This is a genomic window from Cupriavidus sp. CuC1, from assembly GCF_044627735.1.
In the GTDB taxonomy this organism is placed as follows: domain Bacteria; phylum Pseudomonadota; class Gammaproteobacteria; order Burkholderiales; family Burkholderiaceae; genus Cupriavidus; species Cupriavidus ulmosensis.
In genome coordinates, this window is record NZ_JBIUHC010000101.1 from 1 (window position 1) to 19,585 (window position 19,585).

Consider the following 19,585-nt stretch of genomic DNA (forward strand, 5'->3'; position numbering starts at 1 on the left):
ACGTTATTCTGCATCAGCAGCTAGAAGCGCTAAAACATCGCCCACTCACGTTATTCTGCATCAGCAGCTAGAAGCGCCAAAACACCGCCCACTCACGCTATTCTGCATCAGCAGCCAGAAGCATCAAAACCCCGCCCTAAAGAGACACCCCCGCGTCTAGCTGGCCCAGCGCAGCGCCAGGAAATCGTCCGCCGTCCGGATCATGCGCGTGCCTAGTTTGCCGCCTTCGCGATCGAGCGTGGCGCGCAGCCATGACACGCCTTCCCGTGGCGCGCGGCGCAGGCTGAAATGTCGGATCTGCATCGGCACGGCTGACAACGCGCGCAATGCGCCGGTCGCGGCGTCGATGTGCGTGAAGTACATCAACGCCAGGTCCGGCCGATAGGGCTGGTGCCCGCCAATGCCTTCGTAATCGTTGAGGCAGTCCCCGCAACCGTAGAGAATCAGGCGGTCGCGATACACCTCGATGCCTTTCACGTGATGGGATGAATGCCCGTACACGATATCGGCGCCGCCGGCGTCGATCAGCCGGTGCGCGAAGGCCCGCTCTTCGTGCGATATATCGAAGCCCCAATTGCCACCCCAATGCAGCGACACCACCACGATGTCGCCCGCCTGCCGTGCCGCCGCCACGTGGCCAGCAATGTCATCGGCGGCGCGCGCCGAGATGGAGGGCAGGAAATTGACGCCGGCCTGCCCCGCCGCCGCGGCCCAGTCCGCCGGCACGCCGCTGGTTTCGGTCGCGTAGGCAAAGACGAGCACCCTTGCGCCTCGCGCAAGTCCGATCACGGCGGGCGCGGCGGCTTGTACCGCGTTGCGTCCGGCGCCCGCGGTCCGCATCCCGGCGCCGCGCAGCACGGCCAGGGTTTCGTAGAGCCCGGCGCGGCCCCAGTCCAGCACATGGTTATTGGCAAGCACGCAGCAGTCGAGCCGCGCGCTGGTGAGGCACGACACATTGCCAGGGTGCATCCGGTAGTGGATGCCCTTGCCCGGCTGTGCATCCTCGCTGGTGGTCACGGCCGTTTCCAGGTTGACGATGCGCGCATCCGGCTGGCATTGCTCGAGCAGCGCGAGCGCGTCGCCCCAGGGATAGGCCGGATCGACGGGCCGCGGTATCGCGCCTGTCGCACGCTCGGCCAGTTCGACGTATCCGATCGCCGAATGCAGCCAATGCTCATACAGGTGCGGCTTGCCCGGGTGCGGCAGGATCTGGTCGATGCCGCGGCCCGTCATCACATCGCCGCACAGGAACAAGCGCACGCATGCGCTGCTGGCCGAAGCCAGATCGTCGGGTGTTGTCCGAGTCGCATTGTCCATCGCGCACGTCCTTTCTCCCCACCGGTGGGCACGCGAGAACCGCATGCCGGACCGCCGTCTCCATTTTGCGCCGTCGCTCGAACCATGTGCAGCCCAGGGCGGTGCGCGAGCGCCAAATGTGCAGCAAGGCAGGCAAAAAGGTGGCATGCCTGCGGTCAATGACTAGAATGAACCTGGCCGGCGCCGACGGCCGGGCCCTCGTGCCCCGACGATCTCCAGGAGAGCAGGATGACTGTCACCAATGCCCGGTCGGGCACCAACGTCCATGAAATCGCGGACGGGATCTATCGGATCAATACCCCGGTCCACATCGAGGGCGGCCCGGGCGGCTTCTCCTTCAACCAGTACCTGATCGTCGACGACGAGCCGCTGTTGTTCCATACGGGGCTGCGCAAGATGTTCCCGCTGGTGCACGAAGCCGTGGCCAGCGTGATCGCGCCGGACCGGCTGCGCCATATTGCCTTTTCGCACGTGGAAGCCGACGAGTGCGGCTCGCTCAACGAATGGCTCGCGGCCGCGCCCCATGCGTCTCCCCTGTGCGGCACCATCGCCGCCATGGTGTCCATCAACGACCTGGCCGACCGGCCCGCGCAGGGCCTGGCGGACGGGCAAGCCGTGCAGCTTGGCCGCCACACGGTGCGGTGGTTCGATACGCCCCACTTGCCGCATGCCTGGGAGTGCGGGCTCATGATGGAAGAGCGCACCGGCACCTTGCTCTGCGGCGACCTGTTCAGCCAGGGCGGCGCCGACCTCCCTGCTCTCACCGAAGCCGACATCCTCGGGCCGAGCGAAGCGTTCCGGCGCGGCATAGATTACTTCTCCCACACCCCGAGCGCCGGCGCCATGCTGGAGCGCATGGCGCTGCTGGAGCCAACCACGCTGGCCTGCATGCATGGCAGCGCCTGGCTGGCGCGGCGACGGCGCCGGCCTGCTGCGCGCGCTTGCGCAGGCCCTGGCGCACCAGGCCTGACGGGCGCGCGGCGGGCCTGGATCACACCTGTGGTGTGTCCCTGAACGCGGCAAGGCGCTCGGCGGCGGCACTGAACGCCGTCAGCGCCGGATACGCTGTTGCATCCACGCATGCCGGCAGCATCATCTGCGTGAAGCTCCACGCCACGGCGGCGCTCACGTCTGCCTGCGTGAGCAAGCGCTCGTCCGCGGGAAGCGCGGCCCCCGCCAGTTCCGTCTCCAGCGCCCCGTAAGCGGCAAGCAACTGCCCCTGCACGCGTTCGATCCACGGCGCGTGCTGTTTTTCCGCCGGGCGCAGCTTGCGCTCGTACACGATCTGCACCGTTTTCTCGCACGCCGCCAGCGCCAGGCCGATCACGCGCAATGCATGCTGGCGCTGCTCGCGCTGCGCGGGCATCAGGCTGCGCGTGGCCAGCGTTTCGATGTAGTCGAGGATCAGGCCGGACTCCATCAGCACCACGCCGTTGTCGCAGACCAGGGTGGGCGCCTTCACCACGGGATTGATCGCGCGGAACTGTTCGAACGTGCTGAACACCGAGACCGCCCGATGCGCGAACGGCAGGCCCAGCAGCCGTAGCGAGATGGCCACGCGGCGCACATAAGGTGAGTCGAGCATGCCGATGAGTTGCATATATTGCCTCCGGAAGGATATCGGGCTGCAAATCGAGCCGCGCTGGGTTCCAGCATAATCGCGGCACGCCATCGCCATGAATGGCAAGGCATCGAAAATCGGCACCGCGCACCGATGAATCATCGGCGGCGCGCAAAGGGTGTCATAGGAGGATGGGATGGAGCTGGACAAGAAAGACCGACTGATCCTGGAGGCACTGCAGGCCGATGCCCGGCAGAGCCTGGCGGCGCTTGGCAAGCGCATTGGCTTGTCGCAGCCAGCCATGAGCGAGCGCGTGCGCAAGCTGGAAGACGCGGGCGTGATCGAGGGCTACGGCGCGCGGGTGAACCTGCGCGCGCTGGGCGTCGGCCTGCAGGCGATCATCCATATCGAGACCACGCACGCCTATATCCAGAAGTATGTGAAGCTGTTCGAGAGCATGCCCGAAGTGCTGAGCGCCGATCGCGTGACCGGGGCGCATTGCTTTATCGTGCGTTGCGCCATTGCCGATCCGGCCGACCTGGAGCACGTGGTCGACACGCTCGCGGCCCATGGCTCGGTGACCACCTCGCTGGTGCTCTCCAGCCCGGTGGGCAAGACGGTGACGATACCGGCCGCGAGAGTTCGAACGGCTTGATCTGGCGCTGGTTTGCTCCCCTCTCCCACACTTGTGGGAGAGGGAGTGACTGCCCTCGTCATCGCAAACGGCCTTGGCCCCTTCAAAACTTATACGTCGCCGCCACGAACATGATCAGCGGGTTCGGGCTGATGGTGGCCTTGGACGTGGACAACACCGTGCCGTCCGACGCCTTGATGACCATCGACGAGGTCGTCTTGAGCGGAATGTAGGTGACCGATGCGCTCAGGCCCCATTGGTCCGTGATCGCGAAGGAGCCACCGATGTTGAACACCGGCGCGAACGAGTTCGACGCCTTGGCCTGTACGGAAGTCGGCCCCGGCTTGCCGGCGCCGGCGGCCAGCGTGGCGCCCAGGTTGTTGTTGATCGACGCGGCAAACGCCGGGTTGAGCTCGATGTTGGTGAAGAAGTTGTATGACACACCGATGCCCAGGAAAGGACGCACGCGCGCGGTAGGCTCGAAGAAGTGGTACTGCACCATCGTTGCCGGGCTCCACTGGCGTGCGCTGGTGATGATCGGGTTCAGGCTGGGGTCGCCCAGCGGCTGTTGCCCCAGCGCGCCCGCCGGGCCCGGCGGGATCAGGTTGCCGTGGCCGTAGAGCTTGAACTTGGGCGGAATGCCGCCCACCGCCGTCAGCGCGATGTGGTCCGTGAAGAAGTGGCTGAAGGTCAGCCCCAGCGTGTCCGCGTTGGATGTGCTGATGCTGCTGCCCGGCGCCGTGAATGACGACGGCAAGCCCAGCGGGCCATTGATGGGCGCATCGATCACGCTGGTGGTGAATGGGCTGCTGTGGCCGCTGGTGCTGATGTGGAACCAGCCGGCGGCGACGACGTTGTCACCGGCCTTCTGTGCATGGGCGGCAGGCATGCCGCCCAGCCAGGCGAGCGCGGCGATCAGCAATGGCGCCGCCAAACGAAAGGCATTGATCGTCATCTTGTCTTCCCGGAATAAGTTGGATCGCATGGCCGTCATTGCACGAAGGCGCCGATGGTGAAGTACGGGCTGCCGCTGCGCGACTCAAGAAAGCCGAACACGCCGCCGGTGAAGATGAACTTGCCGGTGGGGCTGCCTGCGGCGCCATCCTTGCGCGTGGTGGTGACCACGCCGGCCAGCTGCTGCGAGAAGTCCAGCTTGAGCGCCGTGGCGAGCGAGGCGTCGGAGGGGTGGAACGGGTCGAGCATGGCCGCATCCGCTGCCATCAGCGCGGTGGTGCGGTAGTCGAAGTTGCTGTCCACGCCGACGTACTCACCGTTGACCGTGCCCTGCGTGAGCGCGACGGCCGGCGCCATCATGCCGATGCCGATCTCGTCGTCGGCACCCAGCGGCATGCCGTTGGTGACCGAGCCGTTGGCGTAGCCCACGCGGATCATCACTGGGACCAGCTGGCCGCGCAGCTTGCCCACGATCAGGTACGCGCGGCCCAGCGTGGCGCCGAGCGTGGGCGGATCGATCTCACCCTTGTAGTTGGCCGACATCAGGCTGCCGTTGGCTTGCGCAACGAAGTTCTTGCCCTTTTGCGAGCAGGTGCCGCCCGTCTTGTTGTCGCACACCTGGAACGAGCCGTCGGCCGCCAGCGCCATGCGGTAGTCCTGCGCCACCGTCTGGAAATTCTTCGACGGCACCTCGTGGAAGCCATAGCCGTTGTACTGGCCGGCGATCTTGGTCAGGTCGGTTTCGGTCTGCGCAAAGCCGATGAACTGGAAATACGGGAAGGTCGTATCCGGCACCTTGCCCGCGCTCAGCACGCCGTCGAACTGGATGCGCGCACCGGGAATGGTGCCGCCCGCCACGCCCTCGCCCACGAACAGCCGCGCCGGGCGATTCGGGTCCAGGCTCGCGCCGTTGAGCTGGAACGCGCACTGGTTGAGCTTGTCGGTGGGCAGGCCGGTTTCCTGCGACAGCGTGCCCGTCATCACGTTCCGGCCGCCGGTGGTATCGCTGCGGGTCGGCATCACCGTGCCCGTGGTGCGCGGTACCGAGGAGTCGAGGAAAGTCACTTGCCAGGTCTTCCTGGTGGTGTCGATCTGCACCTTGACCAGCTCGCCCGAGCCGGTGCCGCCGGTGAAGGTGGTGGTGTAGTCGAGCGACGCGGGACACAGCCGCACCGGTATGGCCGGGGTGGAGCTGGTGCTCGCGGTGGTGCCGCCACCGCCGCCATCGCCGCCGCAGGCGGCCAGCATCGCGGCGCCCAGCAGTGCCGCGCCGTAGCGCAGGATCCGCTGTCCATGATGATTCATCCACGGCGTACGCTGCCGATCCCGTCCGTGCTGCAAAGGATGCTGTTGCATGATGCTGTCTCCTGAAGCGCTGTTTCGCGCGTGGTGCTTCTCTGTTTATTCTTCGTGGTTTGCGGGGCCGACTAAGGGGCCGACTAAGGGGCCGACTAAGGGGCCGCGAATACGCTCACGCGGAACGTCGGGTTGCTGCCGGCGGCGCCGGCAAGGTGGGCGAACACATGGCCCGTCGAGATCAGCGCGCCGGGCGTGCCGCTGTTGTCCACCGTGGTCACCACGCCGGGCTTGGCCTGCGTGAGGTCGAGCTGGTAGCCGCCCTTGGCGTTCATGGTGAGCGGGTCGATCAGCCCCACCGCGTTGCCCTGCACGATCGACGAGGTGTAGACCAGGTCGCTGCCCGAGCCCACGTAGCCGCCGTTGAGCTGCGCGTTGGTGAGGTTGGTGGTGAGCGCGAGCATGGCCAGGCCGGACTCGTCGTCGACGTTGACGCTCAGGATGGAGTCCGCCTGCGCAAAGCCGACCCGGATCAGCAGCGGCACCAGCGCGCCGTTGAGCTTGCCGACCACCAGCACGCCCTTGGCGCGGCTGCTGTTGCCCGATGTGATCGCCTTGTTGTAGAAGGCCGGGTAGCGCAGGTTGCCGCTGGCATTGTTGCTCTCGAACGCGCCATCGTTTTGGGCGCGCGCCGCCCACGGGTTGCCCGTGGTCACGCAGCTGCCCGCGCTGGCGCTGCAGCTGCCGTCCGCCTTCAGCACCTCGGTGGTCTGCGCGGTGGCGGGCGCGAAGTTCGAGCCGCCGCTCAGGGCGCCGCCGGACGGGACCTGGTGGTAGCCCAGCACGTTGTAGGCGCCGGCCACCTTGGCGAAGTCGGTCTCGGTCTGCGCGAAGGCCAGCACCGGATAGATCGGGAACGTCTTTTCCGGAATGACGCCGAAGCCCAGGATGCCGTCAAAGGAAATCGTCGCGCCCGGCACGCCGCCGCCCGCCACCCCGTTGCCGACGAAGATCACCGGCGGACTGTGCGGGTCGATGATGGCCTGCGAGGCATTGTCGGACGGCGTGGCGCTTTGCAGCACCAGCGCGCAGCGGTTCTGCTCCGCGGTGGGCAGCGATGTGAGGTGCGCGATGGTGCCGGTGATGGTCACGCCAGCGCGCGTCGGGCTCACGCTCTTGGGCGCCTTGGGCACAGGGGACTCGATCACCTGCAGCCGGTAGGTCATCGCGGTGGTGTCGAACTGCATCTTGACGAACTCGCCCGCGCCGGTGCCGCCGGTGTACACCGTCGAGTAGTCCAGCGCGGCCGGGCACAGCGGCGCCGGCGCGGAGCCCGTCGTGGTCGGGCCGGAGGCGGCGCAGCTATTGGTGCTCGAGCAGGACGCGACATCGGCCTTGCCCGGAGTGGGCGTGCCGTCGCCGCCGCAGGCGGCGAGCACCAGTGCGAGGCTCGTGCCAGCCATCGCTGCAAGGCCTTTGGATACATGCAAACGGGCCATGACTTGTCTCCTTCTTGTCGGTTTTGTTTTTGTGTTGCGTGCCGGTGTTGGCGGCCATTCACTGTCCTATCAGTGCAGCGACTCTCGCCTCCGGGCCAAGCGAGCGTCAATAGAGCGCGCGTTCCAAACATGGCGTGCCAAGCCCCGGCCACGGCTGTGCAAGCGCTCGCGCCGTCTGTTCAAACCGCTGCGCGCGTGCCCGCGCAAGCGAATTCAAACGGCGCGCCGCGTGTGAAACACGCGCGGCGCTGCCCTGTCCGGCGCAGTGATGCAGCATCAGAACTTGTAGTCACTGTTCTTCACATCGAACGCGCTCGCGTCAAATGTCTTGCGCACCGCCTTCTCGAACACGATCTTCTCGACCATGTTCCCGTCGGCATCCCATGCGGTCTCCACGCGTGGCCAGGGATTCCTCAGGTCCAGCATCAACTGCACCCGCTTGGCGTAATAGCGCGGTGCGCCGGCCGGCAGGTCCCAGGTGAGCGCGACCATGCGCATGCCCTGCTCCTGCACGATTTCCGCGCGCGTGAATTTCTCCGTGAGCCCCGCGGCGCGCAGCGACCTGGCATCGCGATCGAGCATCGACACCACATACTGGAAGCCCAGGTCGCGCACGGTGTGGTTGGATTGCGCGCGCGCGATGGTGCCGTCGAGCGCGATCCACATCGAGGTGAAGCCCAGCATGCCGCCGAGGTGGCCGTACATCTCATCCCTGCGCTGCGTCTCGTCGTAGATGATTTCCTGGCCGGCCTGGCTGCCGCCCGGCAGCCAATTCGCATAGAGCTGGCGCGGCGCGTGGCGGTAGCGGATCATCATGCGCGCGGGCTGGTCTTGCCACTGGCCGTTGAGGCGCTCCTGGCGCGTCATCCAGTACTCGTACTCGGGGTAGCGGTTCATCTCGGTCTTGGCCCACAGCAGCGCGGCCTCGGGCTGCAGCGCGTTGATGGCCGCAAGCAGTGGCTCGTCGGGCAGCTTCGCCAGTTCGCCGTTGGCTATCTGCTTCGACAGCAGCGCGGCCTGCTGCTGGGCCGTGAGCCCGTCGAAGGCTGTGCCGGCGCTGGCGGGGGCCTGTGGCTGCGTTTGTGCGAGCGCAGGCAAGGCGAGCGCAAAGACGCAGGCGGTTGCGAGATGGCGCAGCAAGGGCAATGGCTTTCTCAGTGCGGATACGGGTGCGCTCAGCGCATGGGAGTACAAGGCTTTCACGATGCGGATCTCCGGTTGTGGCGCCGGCCCGCGCGCAACGCGGGCGACAGCGGTCCACCGCGTGCGCGCAACGCACGCGTGGTGTCATTGAGAACGGAATGCCTGAGTGCGGATTGCTGCTGGAAAATACCAGGCAATAGACGATAGACGGCCGGGTGCCTGGCTCAAGCGAAACGGCGCAACTCGGGTTCCTGGAGGCGGCTTGGCATGCACCGGCGGTTGACCGGCGCTGCCGCGCCGCTAGGTTCTGGAGCGGGTACGCATCCAGTCGTCGAGCGGATTGCTCGGGAAGACGATGGGGTGTTCGCGCGCGCCGCGCACCGCCATGCTGGTGACGGCGGCGCGCGTCGTGCCCTCGTTGCGTGCCGCGCGGCGTGTCTTGCGCACGGCAACGGAAAGGGTGTCGGCGCGTTGCGCCTGTTCTGCCACCAGCGCAATCAGCGCGGCTTGCTCGGCATGCTCTTTTGCGTGCTGGGCCTCTCTGATCTGGTACACGTCCTGCAGCGCGCACAGTTGCTGGCTGGCGGGCACGGGTGCTTTGAGTGCAGCCACCACCATCGCGCTCAACTGCGCAAGCACGTGCGCGTCGCTCAGGTCCTTGCCTTGCGTGAAGGCGGGCAGCAGATTGCCAAGCTCTTCGCCGGCCAGCACGCCGGCCAGCGCCTTGAGCGCGAAGTTCAGGCGCCAGCCCAGTTCCTGCGGCGGGATCTCGGGCAGTGCGCGGGCGAAGGCGTCGGAGAAGCGGCCGAACACCGGCGCGTAATGCCCTAGCAGGTACGACTGGATAAAGGGAGAGGTATCGGAATACACGCGCCCCAGCAGCCGCAGGAACGACGGGCCACCCGCCTCGGGCTCGCGCGCCATTTGCAGCGCGGGCACGAACAGCGCACCCATCACGTGTTCACAGCGGATCTGCGCGCCCGGCCAGCGTGCCTCGCACGCATCGAGCAGCGCCAGGCGGCGCGTGTTGAGCGGATCGAGCCGGCGGCCCAGGACCGCCTGCATCATGATTTCTTTACTGCGGAAGTGGTAATTGACCGCGGCCAGATTGACGATCGCGCGCGATGTCACTTGCCGTAGCGAGGTGCCTTCGTAGCCAACCTCGATGAACAAGCGCTCGGTGGCGTCGAGAATGCGGGCCTTGGTGTCTCCTGCTGTGCCTTTTCCGGTCTTCATAGGGGGCGTCTCTCTTATGGTCATGCCGTACAACCCCAGCAAAACTCTACCCACTGCAGCAGCTCCGTGCTCTGACGGCAAACGGATGCTTGAAACAGTTGTACGGAGCCTAGCGAGCGCTGCGAGCGTTTCACAAGTGCAATATTGGAGCGTTGCCTCTAATGTGGTTGGATTGTGCCTGCATGCCGCGCGCGCCATTCCGGCTTTTGCTTCCCTGCTTAAGGGGGGGCGCGGCCTTGCGGGCCAAGGCCCGCAGCCGCGCGGATCGGCGCGCGGCGCTCATCGGGCCAGCTGCTCCGCCAGCGCCTGGGCGTTCTGCGCGCTTAGTGCGAAAACAGACAGTTGCGGATTCGCCCCGATGCTGGTCGGAAACACGGAGCCGTCCAGCACCGACAGGTTGGCCAGCTGGTGATGGCGGCCATGGCTGTCGACCACTCCGCCCTGCGGCTGGTCGCTCATGGCGCAGCCACCCATCAGGTGCGCGGTAAACAGCGCCGCGCGGAACTTGGCCAGCGCCAACGTGGCAATGCCCTGCCTGGCTTGCGCCCAGCTGTCGTAGTACGGCGCGTCCAGGTGGGCCGGCCGCACCCGCAGCGCGCCCGCCGCGAACTGCGCCTCGGCCATGCTCAGCCAGGCGCGCCGCATGCCATCCCAGACATAGTCGCTCACGTCGTAGTCGAGCACCGGGCTGCCATCGTCGGCAAGGCCCACGCGCCCGCCCTCGCTCTGTGGCACAAAGCCATCGCGCAGCAGCGCCAGCATGGCGTTGGTATGCGGTAGCGCGGCCATGTCGGCGCGCAGCGCGTCGCCCACCTGGTTGAACACGCCCGCGCTGATGCCGGGGAACAAGGGCGGTACTTCCAGCTTGTAGCCCATCGGGCCGGTGGCGCCGTCCTTCCACTGGAAGTGATCGGAGGCGATCGATTGCGGCGCGCCGTAGTACGGATCGACCTGCTCGGGCATCACCGCCACGCTCAGGTTGACCGGATGGATGAAGGTGCGCACGCCAACACGCTGATACGGGTCCGGCGCGCGCGAGCGCAGCAACAGCGCCGGCGTGTTGATGGCGCCGCCTGCCGCCACATAGTGGCGCGCGCGCACGGTCACCGCGACGCCGGTGGGCGTGCGGCCATCGGCGCCCAGCGCAACGCCTGCGAGTGTGGTGACCGTTTTGCCATCGTGCTCCAGCGCACGCACCCGCACGCGGTGGACCAGCGTGGCGCCCTTGGCCAGCGCGGCGGGAATGGTCGAGACCAGCATCGATTGCTTGGCGTTGACCGGGCAGCCCAGGCCGCAATAGCCGGAGTTCCAGCAGCCCTTCACATTGCGCGGGATCACGTGCGACTCCCAGCCCAGCTTGTCGCAGCCGCGCTTGAGCACATCGTTGTTGTTGTTCGGCGGCATGCCCCACGGCGCTACCGACAGCCGTGCTTCCATGCGCTCGAACCACGGCGCCATGTCAGCGGCGCCGTGGCCGCTCACGGCGTGGTGCGCGGCCCAGTGGGCCAGCGTTTCCTTGGGCGTGCGAAAGCTCGACGACCAGTTCACTGTCGTGCTGCCGCCCACCGAGCGCCCTTGCAGGATGGCGATGGCGCCATCGGAAGTGGCGCGCGCCGCGCCCTCCTGGTACAGCTCGCGATAAGCGCGGCCCTCGTCCATGTCCTTGAAGCTGTCGGAGGTGCGCAGCGCGCCCTCCTCCACCAGCACCACGCGCAAGCCGGCTTCGCTGAGGATCTCGGCGGCGACGCCGCCACCGGCGCCGCTGCCGACAATGACCACGTCGGCGTCGAGCGAAAGCGGCGCGGTGAGCGCGGCGCCGTCCACCACGTTCCAGCCGGCGGCGATGCCGGCGCTATAGATATCGGGAATGGCCATGAGGGTTTCGCGTATGGGGTAACGGCAATCGGGTATCGGGTACCGGGAATCGGGTATCGGTTTGCATCAGGCGTGCAGCGCACGAAAGACCGCGGGATTGGGGCCGGGATATCCGCTGCCCGCCCACGCCGCCGGCAGCAGGTAGTAGCCCACGCTGCTGAGCTTGACCAGCACCACGGCGCCGGCATTCAAGGTGGCGAAGCGGCTGGCGCGCCAGCGCGCGAGAAAGCGGCGCGCCTGCTGCGTGTCGGCCTCCCTCCAGTCCTGGCCCACGCCGGCGAGTGCCCAGCGCAAGGGCCCGATGGCGAGCAGGTCGAGCAGCTTGCGCAATGCCGCGCGCGCGTTGGCATCCATCGCGGCGCATGTGGCGTCGACGTTGGCCACGGCATGGCTGAGCTGCAGCTCGCGCTGGCCGCGCTCGGCGAGCTCCGCCACCACGGCGGGCAGCAGCGCGGTGAACAACGCCACATCGCCCTCGCGCAGGAACTGCATGCCGGTGGCGGGCTGCTTCTGCTCGGGCGAGCAGCCGGACAATGCCGGGACCAGGCCGGCGCATGCGAGCGCGGCGGACAAGCCAAAGCCAATCTTGAGAAAGCCGCGCCGCGACAGCGCGGACGCGGGCGGCTCGGTGAATGGGGTGGGCATGTTGTCTCCTGTTTTGTTTCTAGCTAAGCGGACCTCATAGCGGCTCGGTTACGGCTGGCTTGCTCCCCTCTCCCACTTGTGGGAGAGGGAGTAAACACCGTCGTCATTCCAGAGGGCGTTGGCGCATCTTGTCGGCTTCGGCTCACGTCGTTGTCCGTTGCGGATAGCCCGCATTGACGCTCGCCGCAGTTTGGATAAAGATCGGTCCCCGGTCTTGATCCCGCATGACAGGTGATTTGATGCCACGCGCCAACGCGGCGCTCCCCGCCGCCATCATCGACATTGCCTGCGCATCGCCCGGCACCGTGTCGCTGCCTTACCTGCGCACCGTGCTCGACTATGGCGAGGCCGCCGGCATTGCGCCGGCCGACCAGCTCGCGCTCGCCGGGCTCGATGCCGCCCTGCTCGAATGCGCGGCCGGCCCCGCCACGCGCATCGGCGCCGCGCACTACCTGACGCTGCTGGATGCGCTCGCGCGCGCTGCCGGCGATCCGCTGGCTGGCCTGCACGCGGGCGCGGCCTTCCGGCCGCGCCACTACGCCGAGATGGGCTACGTGGTGCTGACCACGCCCACCGTGCGCGAGGCCATCCTGCAGGGCATCCGCTACGAGGTGCTGGCCAACGATATCGGCCGCACCCGCCTGTATGAAACGGCGCAGGGCGCGTGGATGACGTGGGAAGCCCTGCACGGCCCGCTGTCGCGCCACGCGCACGAGCTGCACATGGCCACGTGGATCTGCTTTGCCCGCTGGCTGCTGGGCGACGGCTTCTTTGCCGAGCGCATCGAGTTTCCCCACGCGCCGCCACCCGGTGGCCACGCCGACGATTACGCGCAGGTATTCGGCTGCCCGGTGGCCTTCAACGCCGGCCGCCACGCCATGCACATCGATCCCGCGCTGCTGGCGCGCCCCTCGATGCAGGCCGATGCGCACATGCAGGCGCAGATGACGCGTATCGCCCAGGCGCAGTTGCGCGCGCTGGAGGCGGACGGCGCCGGCGAGATCGCGCAGGCGCGTGCCTTTATCAGCGGCGCGCTGCATCGGGGCGACGTGCCGGTCGCGGCGGTGGCGGCACACCTGCGCTTGCCGGTGCGCACGCTGCAGCGGCGGCTGCAGGCGCGGGGACTGAACTACTCCGCGCTGGTCGAGGGCGTGCGCCGCGCGCAGGCCGAGCACTACCTTGCGGACCCCGCCATCAGCCTCGCCCAGCTGGCCATGCTGCTCGGCTTTTCGGAGCAGAGCGCGTTCAGCCATGCGTTCAAACGCTGGACGCAGGAAACCCCGAATGCCTGGCGCAAGCGGTTGCTGGGCCGCGTGCCGGGATAGCAGCCGCCGCTTTTCGGCAATGTTCGGTAGATCGGGGCCGGTTTCAAACGCAGCGGTGGGTACGCCCGCCAGTGCGGGAAAGCGCGCTTTCTGCTTGTTTCATGCGCTCAAAGCGCCACTAAAATCCGCTAAAAATTAGAAGAACGATTCAAATCTCCGTGTTGACCCGAGGCGCTGGCGTGCCTACGATGACATCCATCAATGTCACAATAAATGATGTTCCGATGCAGTACGGCATCCCGCCGTGCACGCCAGCGACACGAGAGACAGCCCATGAACGCGCCAGCGGACCTGCCCCCAGAGTTATCCACAGCCGGGCCATCACCGGAGGGCCACGGCCCCACCGAGTACTGCGATATCGCCATCATCGGCACCGGCTTCGCCGGGCTGGGCATGGCGATCCGCCTCAAGCAGGCAGGCCTGCATAACTTCGCCCTGTTCGAGAAAGCCGGCTCGGTGGGGGGCACCTGGCGCGACAACCACTATCCGGGCTGCGCCTGCGATGTGCAGTCGCACCTGTACTCGTTCTCCTTCGCGCCCAACCCCAACTGGTCGCGCATGTTTTCGCCGCAGCCGGAGATCCGCGCCTACCTGGAGCGCTGCACCGACCAGTTCCGCCTGCGAGCGCACTTGCGCCTGAATCACGAACTGCGCCGCGCCGCGTGGCACGATGCCAGCGGCACCTGGCAGCTCGACATGGCCGATGGCAAGCGCGTGCGGGCTCGCGTGCTGGTGTCGGGCATGGGCGGCTTGAGCCGGCCGGCGTATCCCGATATCCCGGGCCTGGCGCGTTTTCGCGGCGAGGCGTTTCACTCGCAGCACTGGAACCATGACTACCCGCTGGCGGGCAAGCGCGTGGCGGTGATCGGCACTGGCGCCAGCGCCATCCAGTTCGTGCCGCAGATCGCGCCGCAGGTGGCGCACCTGGACCTGTTCCAGCGCACGCCGCCGTGGATCATGCCCAAGCCCGATCGCAAGGTGTCGGCCACCGAGCGCTGGCTGTTCCGCCGCCTGCCGCTCACGCAAAAGCTGATGCGCACCGGCATCTACTGGGCGCTGGAGTCGCGCGTGCTTGGCTTCGTGGTGCATCCCAAGCTGATGACGGCGGTGGCGCGCATTGCACGCCGCCATATCAAGCGGCAGGTCGCCGACCCCGCGCTGCGCGCCACCGTCACGCCGGACTACACCATCGGCTGCAAGCGCGTGCTGATCTCCAACGACTACTACCCGGCGCTGGCGCGCGCCAATGTGGATGTGGTGACCCAGGGCATCGACCATGTAGAGGAAGACGCCATCGTGATGCGCGACGGCTCCCGCCGCCCGGCTGACTGCATCATCTTTGGCACCGGCTTTCACGCCACCGATCCGATTCCGCGCGGCGCCATCCTCGGCCAGCGCGGCGCCGACCTGCTCGACGCATGGCGCGATGGCGCCGAGGCGTATCTCGGCACCACCGTGGCCGGCTTCCCCAACCTGTTCCTGGTGGTGGGCCCCAACACCGGTCTCGGGCATAGCTCGATGGTGTTCATGATCGAGTCGCAGGTGAACTACATCCTCGGCGCGCTCAAGGCCATGGGCCGGCACCGCGTACAGGCCATCGACGTGCGAGCGCCCGCGCAGCGCGACTACAACGCCGGGCTGCAGCGCAGGCTGGCTGGCGCGGTGTGGTCGGAGGGCGGCTGCGTGAGCTGGTACCTCGACCCCAAGACTGGCAAGAACACCACGCTGTGGCCCGGATTTACCTGGCAGTTCCGCCGCGCCACCGCGCGCTTCCGCATGGCCGACTACGAGATCCGTCCGCTGACGCACCACGCGCTCGCGGCCAGACCGGCGACAGCAGGTGCGACGGCCAGCGAAGCCACCCAGGCCACCCAGGCGTGAGCGCGCTGCGTGCCCGGCCGAGAACAAGACCAAAAGAACCAGAAGAACACCGAGGAGACACCACATGAAGGATTTCAAGAACAAGGTGGCCGCCATTACCGGCGCAGGCTCAGGCATGGGCCGCTCGCTGGCGCTCGCGCTGGCACGCGAAGGCTGCCAGCTGGCGCTGTCGGACCGCAATGAAAAGGGCCTGGCGCAGACGGTGGCCGAGGTCATGCGCACGGCGCCGGGCCTGGTCTTCACACAGCACTGCGTGGATGTATCGAACCGCGCCGCGATGTACGCGTGGGCCGAGCAGGCCGCGCGCACGCACGGGCGCATCAACCTGATCTTCAACAACGCCGGCGTGGCGCTGTCGAGCACCATCGAGGGCATGAGCTACGAAGATCTCGAATGGATCATGGGCATCAACTTCTGGGGCGTGGTGCATGGCACCAAGGCGTTCCTGCCCTACCTGAAGGCTAGCGGCGAAGGCCACGTGATCAATACGTCGAGCATCTTCGGCATCTTCGCGCAGCCCGGCATGAGCGGCTACAACGCCAGCAAGTACGCGGTGCGCGGCTTCACCGAATCGCTGCGGCAGGAACTCGACATGTTCGACTGCGGCGTGTCCGCGACCTGCGTGCACCCGGGCGGCATCAAGACCAATATTGCGCAGGCCAGCCGCATTTCGGCGAACGTCACCGGCTTCCTGGTGCACGACGAGCAGCAGGGCCGCGACGAGTTCGAGAAGTACTTCATCACCACGGCGGATAAAGCCGCGCGCGTGATCCTCAACGGCGTTCGCCACAACCGCCGCCGCGTGCTGATCGGGCCGGATGCGGTTGCCGCCGACATGATGGCGCGGCTGCTGCCCGCCGCCTACCAGAAGCTGGTGGTGTTCGACGCGCGCCGCAAAGGGCCGCTCGGCCAGCCTGCCGCGGACGTGCCCAACACGGTGCCGGCCAAGGCCAGCGGCAACGGCGGAGATGCGCAATGAACCGCGTCTCCATGCCGGCGGACAGCCGCCTCTCGCAGCCACCCGGCGCGCTCACGCGCTGGTTCGGCCAGGGCCGTGTAGGGCTGTTCAGCTTGTCACGTGAAACGCTCGCCAGACGCTACGCGCTGCCCGCTTCGCGCTGGGTGCAGGTGATGGGCACGCTGGTGCATTACACCGATGAAGGCGTGCCAGACGGCGAGCCGCTGCTGCTGATCCACGGCTTCGGCGCCTCGCTGCACACCTGGCAAGGCGTGATGCCGGCGCTCGCACAACGCTATCGCGTGCTGCGCGTGGACCTGCCGCCGTTTGGCCTGACCGGGCCGTTGCGCGATGCGCGCGGGCGCATTCTTACCATGGACGTCGACACGTACCGCCGCTTCATCGACGCCTTTTGCGATGCCACCCACCTGCAGCGCGCCAGCGTCATCGGCAACTCGCTGGGCGGCCTGATCGCATGGGACATGGCCGCGCGCCATCCCTGCCGCGTCGACAAGATGGTGCTGATCGATGCCGCGGGTTTCCCGATGAAGCTGCCGCTCTATATCGCCTTGTTCAACCACGCGCCGGTGCGCTGGTCGGCACCGTGGCTGCTGCCGGAGTTCGTGATCCGCGCCGCCACGCGCGACGTCTACGGCGATGCCTCGCGCGTGGACGAAGGCACCTTCCGCCGCTATGTCGATTTCTTCTACGCCGAGGGCAGCCGCGAAGCCGTCGGCCGCATGGTGCCCAAGCTGGATTTCGATGCGCTCGACACGCTGGCGCTCAACGGCATCCGCTCGCCCACGCTGGTGCTGTGGGGCGAGCGCGACCGCTGGATCCCGCCGGCGCATGCGCAAGCCTTTGCCGGGCGCATTCCGGGCGCGCGGCTGCAGCGCTACGCGGGCCTTGGCCATATCCCGATGGAAGAGGATCCGCAACGCGTGGCGGCGGACCTGCTGCCTTTTCTCGACGGGCGCTGAAGCCACCGCCGAAACCCCCGACGCACCTGACGCACCCGACGCATTCCACGAATCGACAGGAGTACCCATCATGATGCCAGTCCGACGCGATGTGCATCCCCACTTGCCCGCCAGCCGCATCAGCGACTGGCACGTGCGGGGCCGCCATGTCACCCACTTCGTCAACGCGCTTTCGATCTTCTTCCCGGCGGGCGAGCGCTTCTTCATGGACAGCGTGCGCGCCTATCGCGACGACGTGACCGACCCCGAGCTCAAGCGCGCCATCGTGGGCTTTATCGGCCAGGAGGCCATGCACACGCGCGAGCATATTCTCTACAACCGGCTGATGACGGATGCGGGTCTGCCCGCCGAGCCGCTCGACCAGTTCGTGGCCAAGCTGCTTAAACTGCTGCGCAAGATGCTGCCCAGGTCATGGCAGCTCGCGCACACCATTGCGCTCGAGCATTACACCGCGATGCTTGCCGGCGGCCTGCTGGCGGACCCGGACCAGATGGGCGGCTCCGAGCCCGGCTATCACCAGGTGTGGATCTGGCACGCGCTGGAAGAGACCGAGCACAAGGCCGTGGCCTACGACGTCTGGAATGCCGTGATGAAGCCTGGGCTCTATCGGTATCTGCTGCGCACCTTCACCATGCTCACCACCACCGTGACGTTTTGGGCGATGGTGTTCGTGTTCCACATCCGGCTGGTGATGGCGGATCGCGAGTGCCGCAACAAGCTCGGTGGCTTTGGCGGCGTGGTGCGGTTCCTGTGGGGCAAGCCTGGTGTGTTGCGCAAGATGATGCCGGAGTGGTTTGATTATTTCCGGCCGGGGTTTCATCCGTGGGATCACGATAATCGTGCTCAGCTTGCTCGTATCGAGCCGTTGATTGCGGAGATCGAGGCGACTTCGGTGCGGGCTGGGGTGTCCGGTCGGGCGCCTTCGGTGAGGGGTGTGGTGTAGGTTGGTGGTGGTTTGTGGGCTGTTGACTTCAAAGTCAAAGGCTTAAAGTCAAAGGCTTAAAGTCAAAAGCCGTTTCACCTCCCCTGCGGGGAGGCGACCTACTTTCTTGTCTCGCCAAGAAAGTAGGCAAAGAAGGCGCCCCATAACGGGAGATGAAAACCTTCACGGCTCGCTTCGCATCGCGCTTTGGTGATTTCCGCCTGGGTGCGGAAATCACGGCTACACCGAGTGATGCTTTTACTCTACCGCCGGTTTGCTCCCCTCTCCCGCTTGCGGGAGAGGGGCCGGGGGAGAGGGCGGGCGCTTGATGTTGCGGCTTCGCCCGCGTACCTGTATCAGCGCTTTGTCTTCCGGGCCGCGCCCTTCGGTGCATTGCCCTTGCCGCCCTCTTCCGGTTCATCGTGCAAGTGCTCGATGATGGCTGCCACGCGGTCGCCGAGGTATTTGTTGGCCGACTGTTCGAGCGCCCGCATCATCTCCGCTTCTACCGCCACCATCGCCAAGGGGCGAATGCGCCAGAGGATATCCACCAGCCGGGGCACGTCCTGCGGCGGTGGCAGCTTGCCTTCGCCGAAGCGGTCCAGCTCGCGCACCACCATCGCCACGATCCGGTCCGATACGGCCTCGAAGTGCCCGCGTGCGTGCTCGATGATGGACAGCACATCCTCCAGCGCAAACCCCGCGCGTGCGATCTCGGCGCCGGCGGCCAGCGTGCGCGGGCTGCGCGCGAGGTAGCCCATGCCGTCCGGCTCCAGCAGGCCGAGCGCGATGGCCTTGGCCAGCGCCGGGCGCGACACCGCGCGGCCGAACAGCTTGGCCAGCGCCAGGTAGGAATAGTGGCGCGGCGCCTCGTCCGTCCACGGACTGCTGATGGCGGACTCCAGCCCGAGGATGGAGCGCAGGTCATGGCCTTCCACGATGGCCTTGAGCAGCTCCTGGATATTGTTCAGCGTATAGCCGCGCGCCAGCAGGTGGTTGATCAGCCGTAGCCGGCCCAGGTGCGCCTGCGTGTAGATGCCCACCCGGCCGCGCCGCTCGGGCGGATCGATCAGGCCGCGGTCCTGGTAGGAGCGCACATTGCGCACCGTGGTGCCGGCCGCGCGCGCAAGCTCGTCGATGGTGTATTCCGGCGGCGTGCCATTGCCATTGCCATTGCCGGAGCCGGCGGCATCGTGGGCGGCGGATGCGGATGAAGACGCGGATGAAGACGGGGAGGTGGGCGCGGGGCTGCGCTTGAAGAGGGCCATGGCAAAAATTCTACCCGAGTCGTGCCGCCGCCGTGTGTCGCATCCCGCGCGCCGGGGCACGTCCAGCTACAGCTACAATATTCGCAGCGCC

The 19,585-nt window shown here is 67.0% G+C and carries 16 protein-coding genes and 1 pseudogene; 7 read left to right on the top strand and 10 right to left on the bottom strand.

Annotation, left to right across the window (positions count from 1 at the left end; translation table 11 throughout):
- Positions 1-156: 156 nt before the first annotated feature.
- Positions 157-1,317, bottom strand: coding sequence for a CapA family protein (locus ACGLHR_RS33710; protein ID WP_400099268.1), 1,161 nt, complete (start codon positions 1,315-1,317; stop codon positions 157-159).
- 228 nt (positions 1,318-1,545) lie between these two features.
- Here ACGLHR_RS33710 and ACGLHR_RS33715 point away from each other — a divergent pair.
- A pseudogene (locus ACGLHR_RS33715) lies at positions 1,546-2,287 on the top strand (MBL fold metallo-hydrolase).
- 21 nt (positions 2,288-2,308) lie between these two features.
- Here ACGLHR_RS33715 and ACGLHR_RS33720 read toward each other — a convergent pair.
- Positions 2,309-2,917, bottom strand: coding sequence for a glutathione S-transferase (locus ACGLHR_RS33720; protein ID WP_400099270.1), 609 nt, complete (start codon positions 2,915-2,917; stop codon positions 2,309-2,311).
- Between the two features lie 157 nt (positions 2,918-3,074).
- Between ACGLHR_RS33720 and ACGLHR_RS33725 the strand changes: the two genes are divergently transcribed.
- The gene (locus tag ACGLHR_RS33725; RefSeq protein WP_400099272.1) at positions 3,075-3,533 is read left to right on the top strand and encodes an Lrp/AsnC family transcriptional regulator; all 459 of its coding nucleotides are present in this window, start codon (positions 3,075-3,077) and stop codon (positions 3,531-3,533) included.
- Positions 3,534-3,615: 82 nt separating this feature from the next.
- Here the strand turns inward: ACGLHR_RS33725 and ACGLHR_RS33730 are convergent, their stop codons facing one another.
- The 7 genes from ACGLHR_RS33730 to ACGLHR_RS33760 all read right to left on the bottom strand — a co-directional run bounded on the left by ACGLHR_RS33730 (position 3,616) and on the right by ACGLHR_RS33760 (position 12,160).
- Positions 3,616-4,401, bottom strand: coding sequence for an OmpW family outer membrane protein (locus tag ACGLHR_RS33730; RefSeq protein WP_318234624.1), 786 nt, complete (start codon positions 4,399-4,401; stop codon positions 3,616-3,618).
- Between the two features lie 101 nt (positions 4,402-4,502).
- The gene (locus ACGLHR_RS33735) at positions 4,503-5,771 is read right to left on the bottom strand and encodes a DUF2957 domain-containing protein (protein WP_400099315.1); all 1,269 of its coding nucleotides are present in this window, start codon (positions 5,769-5,771) and stop codon (positions 4,503-4,505) included.
- 146 nt (positions 5,772-5,917) lie between these two features.
- On the bottom strand, positions 5,918-7,261 hold the full coding sequence (locus ACGLHR_RS33740; RefSeq protein ID WP_400099274.1) for a DUF2957 domain-containing protein: 1,344 nt from the start codon (positions 7,259-7,261) through the stop codon (positions 5,918-5,920).
- Positions 7,262-7,537: 276 nt separating this feature from the next.
- Positions 7,538-8,407: a DUF1571 domain-containing protein gene (locus tag ACGLHR_RS33745; protein ID WP_400099317.1), complete on the bottom strand. Its 870-nt coding sequence runs from the start codon at positions 8,405-8,407 to the stop codon at positions 7,538-7,540.
- A 297-nt stretch (positions 8,408-8,704) separates the two neighbouring features.
- The gene (locus ACGLHR_RS33750) at positions 8,705-9,640 is read right to left on the bottom strand and encodes a TetR/AcrR family transcriptional regulator (RefSeq protein WP_400099276.1); all 936 of its coding nucleotides are present in this window, start codon (positions 9,638-9,640) and stop codon (positions 8,705-8,707) included.
- A 279-nt stretch (positions 9,641-9,919) separates the two neighbouring features.
- Positions 9,920-11,515 (bottom strand): GMC family oxidoreductase N-terminal domain-containing protein, encoded by a 1,596-nt coding sequence (locus ACGLHR_RS33755; RefSeq protein ID WP_400099278.1) that lies wholly within the window; start codon positions 11,513-11,515, stop codon positions 9,920-9,922.
- 66 nt (positions 11,516-11,581) lie between these two features.
- On the bottom strand, positions 11,582-12,160 hold the full coding sequence (locus tag ACGLHR_RS33760) for a hypothetical protein (RefSeq protein ID WP_400099280.1): 579 nt from the start codon (positions 12,158-12,160) through the stop codon (positions 11,582-11,584).
- A 239-nt stretch (positions 12,161-12,399) separates the two neighbouring features.
- On the opposite strand from ACGLHR_RS33760, the gene ACGLHR_RS33765 reads away from it, so the two are divergent.
- From ACGLHR_RS33765 to ACGLHR_RS33785, 5 genes are all read left to right on the top strand, one after another.
- Entirely contained in the window at positions 12,400-13,485 is a 1,086-nt protein-coding gene (locus ACGLHR_RS33765) for an AraC family transcriptional regulator (RefSeq protein ID WP_400099281.1), read from the top strand.
- A gap of 273 nt (positions 13,486-13,758) precedes the next feature.
- The gene (locus ACGLHR_RS33770; protein WP_400099283.1) at positions 13,759-15,366 is read left to right on the top strand and encodes a flavin-containing monooxygenase; all 1,608 of its coding nucleotides are present in this window, start codon (positions 13,759-13,761) and stop codon (positions 15,364-15,366) included.
- Positions 15,367-15,430: 64 nt separating this feature from the next.
- Positions 15,431-16,345: an SDR family NAD(P)-dependent oxidoreductase gene (locus tag ACGLHR_RS33775; RefSeq protein WP_400099285.1), complete on the top strand. Its 915-nt coding sequence runs from the start codon at positions 15,431-15,433 to the stop codon at positions 16,343-16,345.
- Entirely contained in the window at positions 16,342-17,304 is a 963-nt protein-coding gene (locus tag ACGLHR_RS33780) for an alpha/beta fold hydrolase (protein WP_400099287.1), read from the top strand. Before ACGLHR_RS33775 ends, ACGLHR_RS33780 begins: the two co-directional genes overlap by 4 nt.
- A 70-nt stretch (positions 17,305-17,374) precedes the next feature.
- On the top strand, positions 17,375-18,247 hold the full coding sequence (locus ACGLHR_RS33785; RefSeq protein ID WP_400099289.1) for a metal-dependent hydrolase: 873 nt from the start codon (positions 17,375-17,377) through the stop codon (positions 18,245-18,247).
- Between the two features lie 335 nt (positions 18,248-18,582).
- Here ACGLHR_RS33785 and ACGLHR_RS33790 read toward each other — a convergent pair whose 3' ends face one another.
- Positions 18,583-19,494, bottom strand: coding sequence for a MerR family transcriptional regulator (locus ACGLHR_RS33790; protein ID WP_400099291.1), 912 nt, complete (start codon positions 19,492-19,494; stop codon positions 18,583-18,585).
- Positions 19,495-19,585: the final 91 nt, after the last annotated feature.

What these genes read in the sequence shown, in the direction of transcription:
- ACGLHR_RS33710 (WP_400099268.1), bottom strand. Translation starts at nt 1,317, where the DNA reads ATGGACAATGCGACTCGGACAACACCCGACGATCTGGCTTCGGCCAGC.
- ACGLHR_RS33720 (WP_400099270.1), bottom strand. Translation starts at nt 2,917, where the DNA reads ATGCAACTCATCGGCATGCTCGACTCACCTTATGTGCGCCGCGTGGCC.
- ACGLHR_RS33725 (WP_400099272.1), top strand. Translation starts at nt 3,075, where the DNA reads ATGGAGCTGGACAAGAAAGACCGACTGATCCTGGAGGCACTGCAGGCC.
- ACGLHR_RS33730 (WP_318234624.1), bottom strand. Translation starts at nt 4,401, where the DNA reads ATGCCTGCCGCCCATGCACAGAAGGCCGGTGACAACGTCGTCGCCGCC.
- ACGLHR_RS33735 (WP_400099315.1), bottom strand. Translation starts at nt 5,771, where the DNA reads ATGAATCATCATGGACAGCGGATCCTGCGCTACGGCGCGGCACTGCTG.
- ACGLHR_RS33740 (WP_400099274.1), bottom strand. Translation starts at nt 7,261, where the DNA reads ATGGCCCGTTTGCATGTATCCAAAGGCCTTGCAGCGATGGCTGGCACG.
- ACGLHR_RS33750 (WP_400099276.1), bottom strand. Translation starts at nt 9,640, where the DNA reads ATGAAGACCGGAAAAGGCACAGCAGGAGACACCAAGGCCCGCATTCTC.
- ACGLHR_RS33755 (WP_400099278.1), bottom strand. Translation starts at nt 11,515, where the DNA reads ATGGCCATTCCCGATATCTATAGCGCCGGCATCGCCGCCGGCTGGAAC.
- ACGLHR_RS33760 (WP_400099280.1), bottom strand. Translation starts at nt 12,160, where the DNA reads ATGCCCACCCCATTCACCGAGCCGCCCGCGTCCGCGCTGTCGCGGCGC.
- ACGLHR_RS33765 (WP_400099281.1), top strand. Translation starts at nt 12,400, where the DNA reads ATGCCACGCGCCAACGCGGCGCTCCCCGCCGCCATCATCGACATTGCC.
- ACGLHR_RS33770 (WP_400099283.1), top strand. Translation starts at nt 13,759, where the DNA reads ATGAACGCGCCAGCGGACCTGCCCCCAGAGTTATCCACAGCCGGGCCA.
- ACGLHR_RS33775 (WP_400099285.1), top strand. Translation starts at nt 15,431, where the DNA reads ATGAAGGATTTCAAGAACAAGGTGGCCGCCATTACCGGCGCAGGCTCA.
- ACGLHR_RS33780 (WP_400099287.1), top strand. Translation starts at nt 16,342, where the DNA reads ATGAACCGCGTCTCCATGCCGGCGGACAGCCGCCTCTCGCAGCCACCC.
- ACGLHR_RS33785 (WP_400099289.1), top strand. Translation starts at nt 17,375, where the DNA reads ATGATGCCAGTCCGACGCGATGTGCATCCCCACTTGCCCGCCAGCCGC.
- ACGLHR_RS33790 (WP_400099291.1), bottom strand. Translation starts at nt 19,494, where the DNA reads ATGGCCCTCTTCAAGCGCAGCCCCGCGCCCACCTCCCCGTCTTCATCC.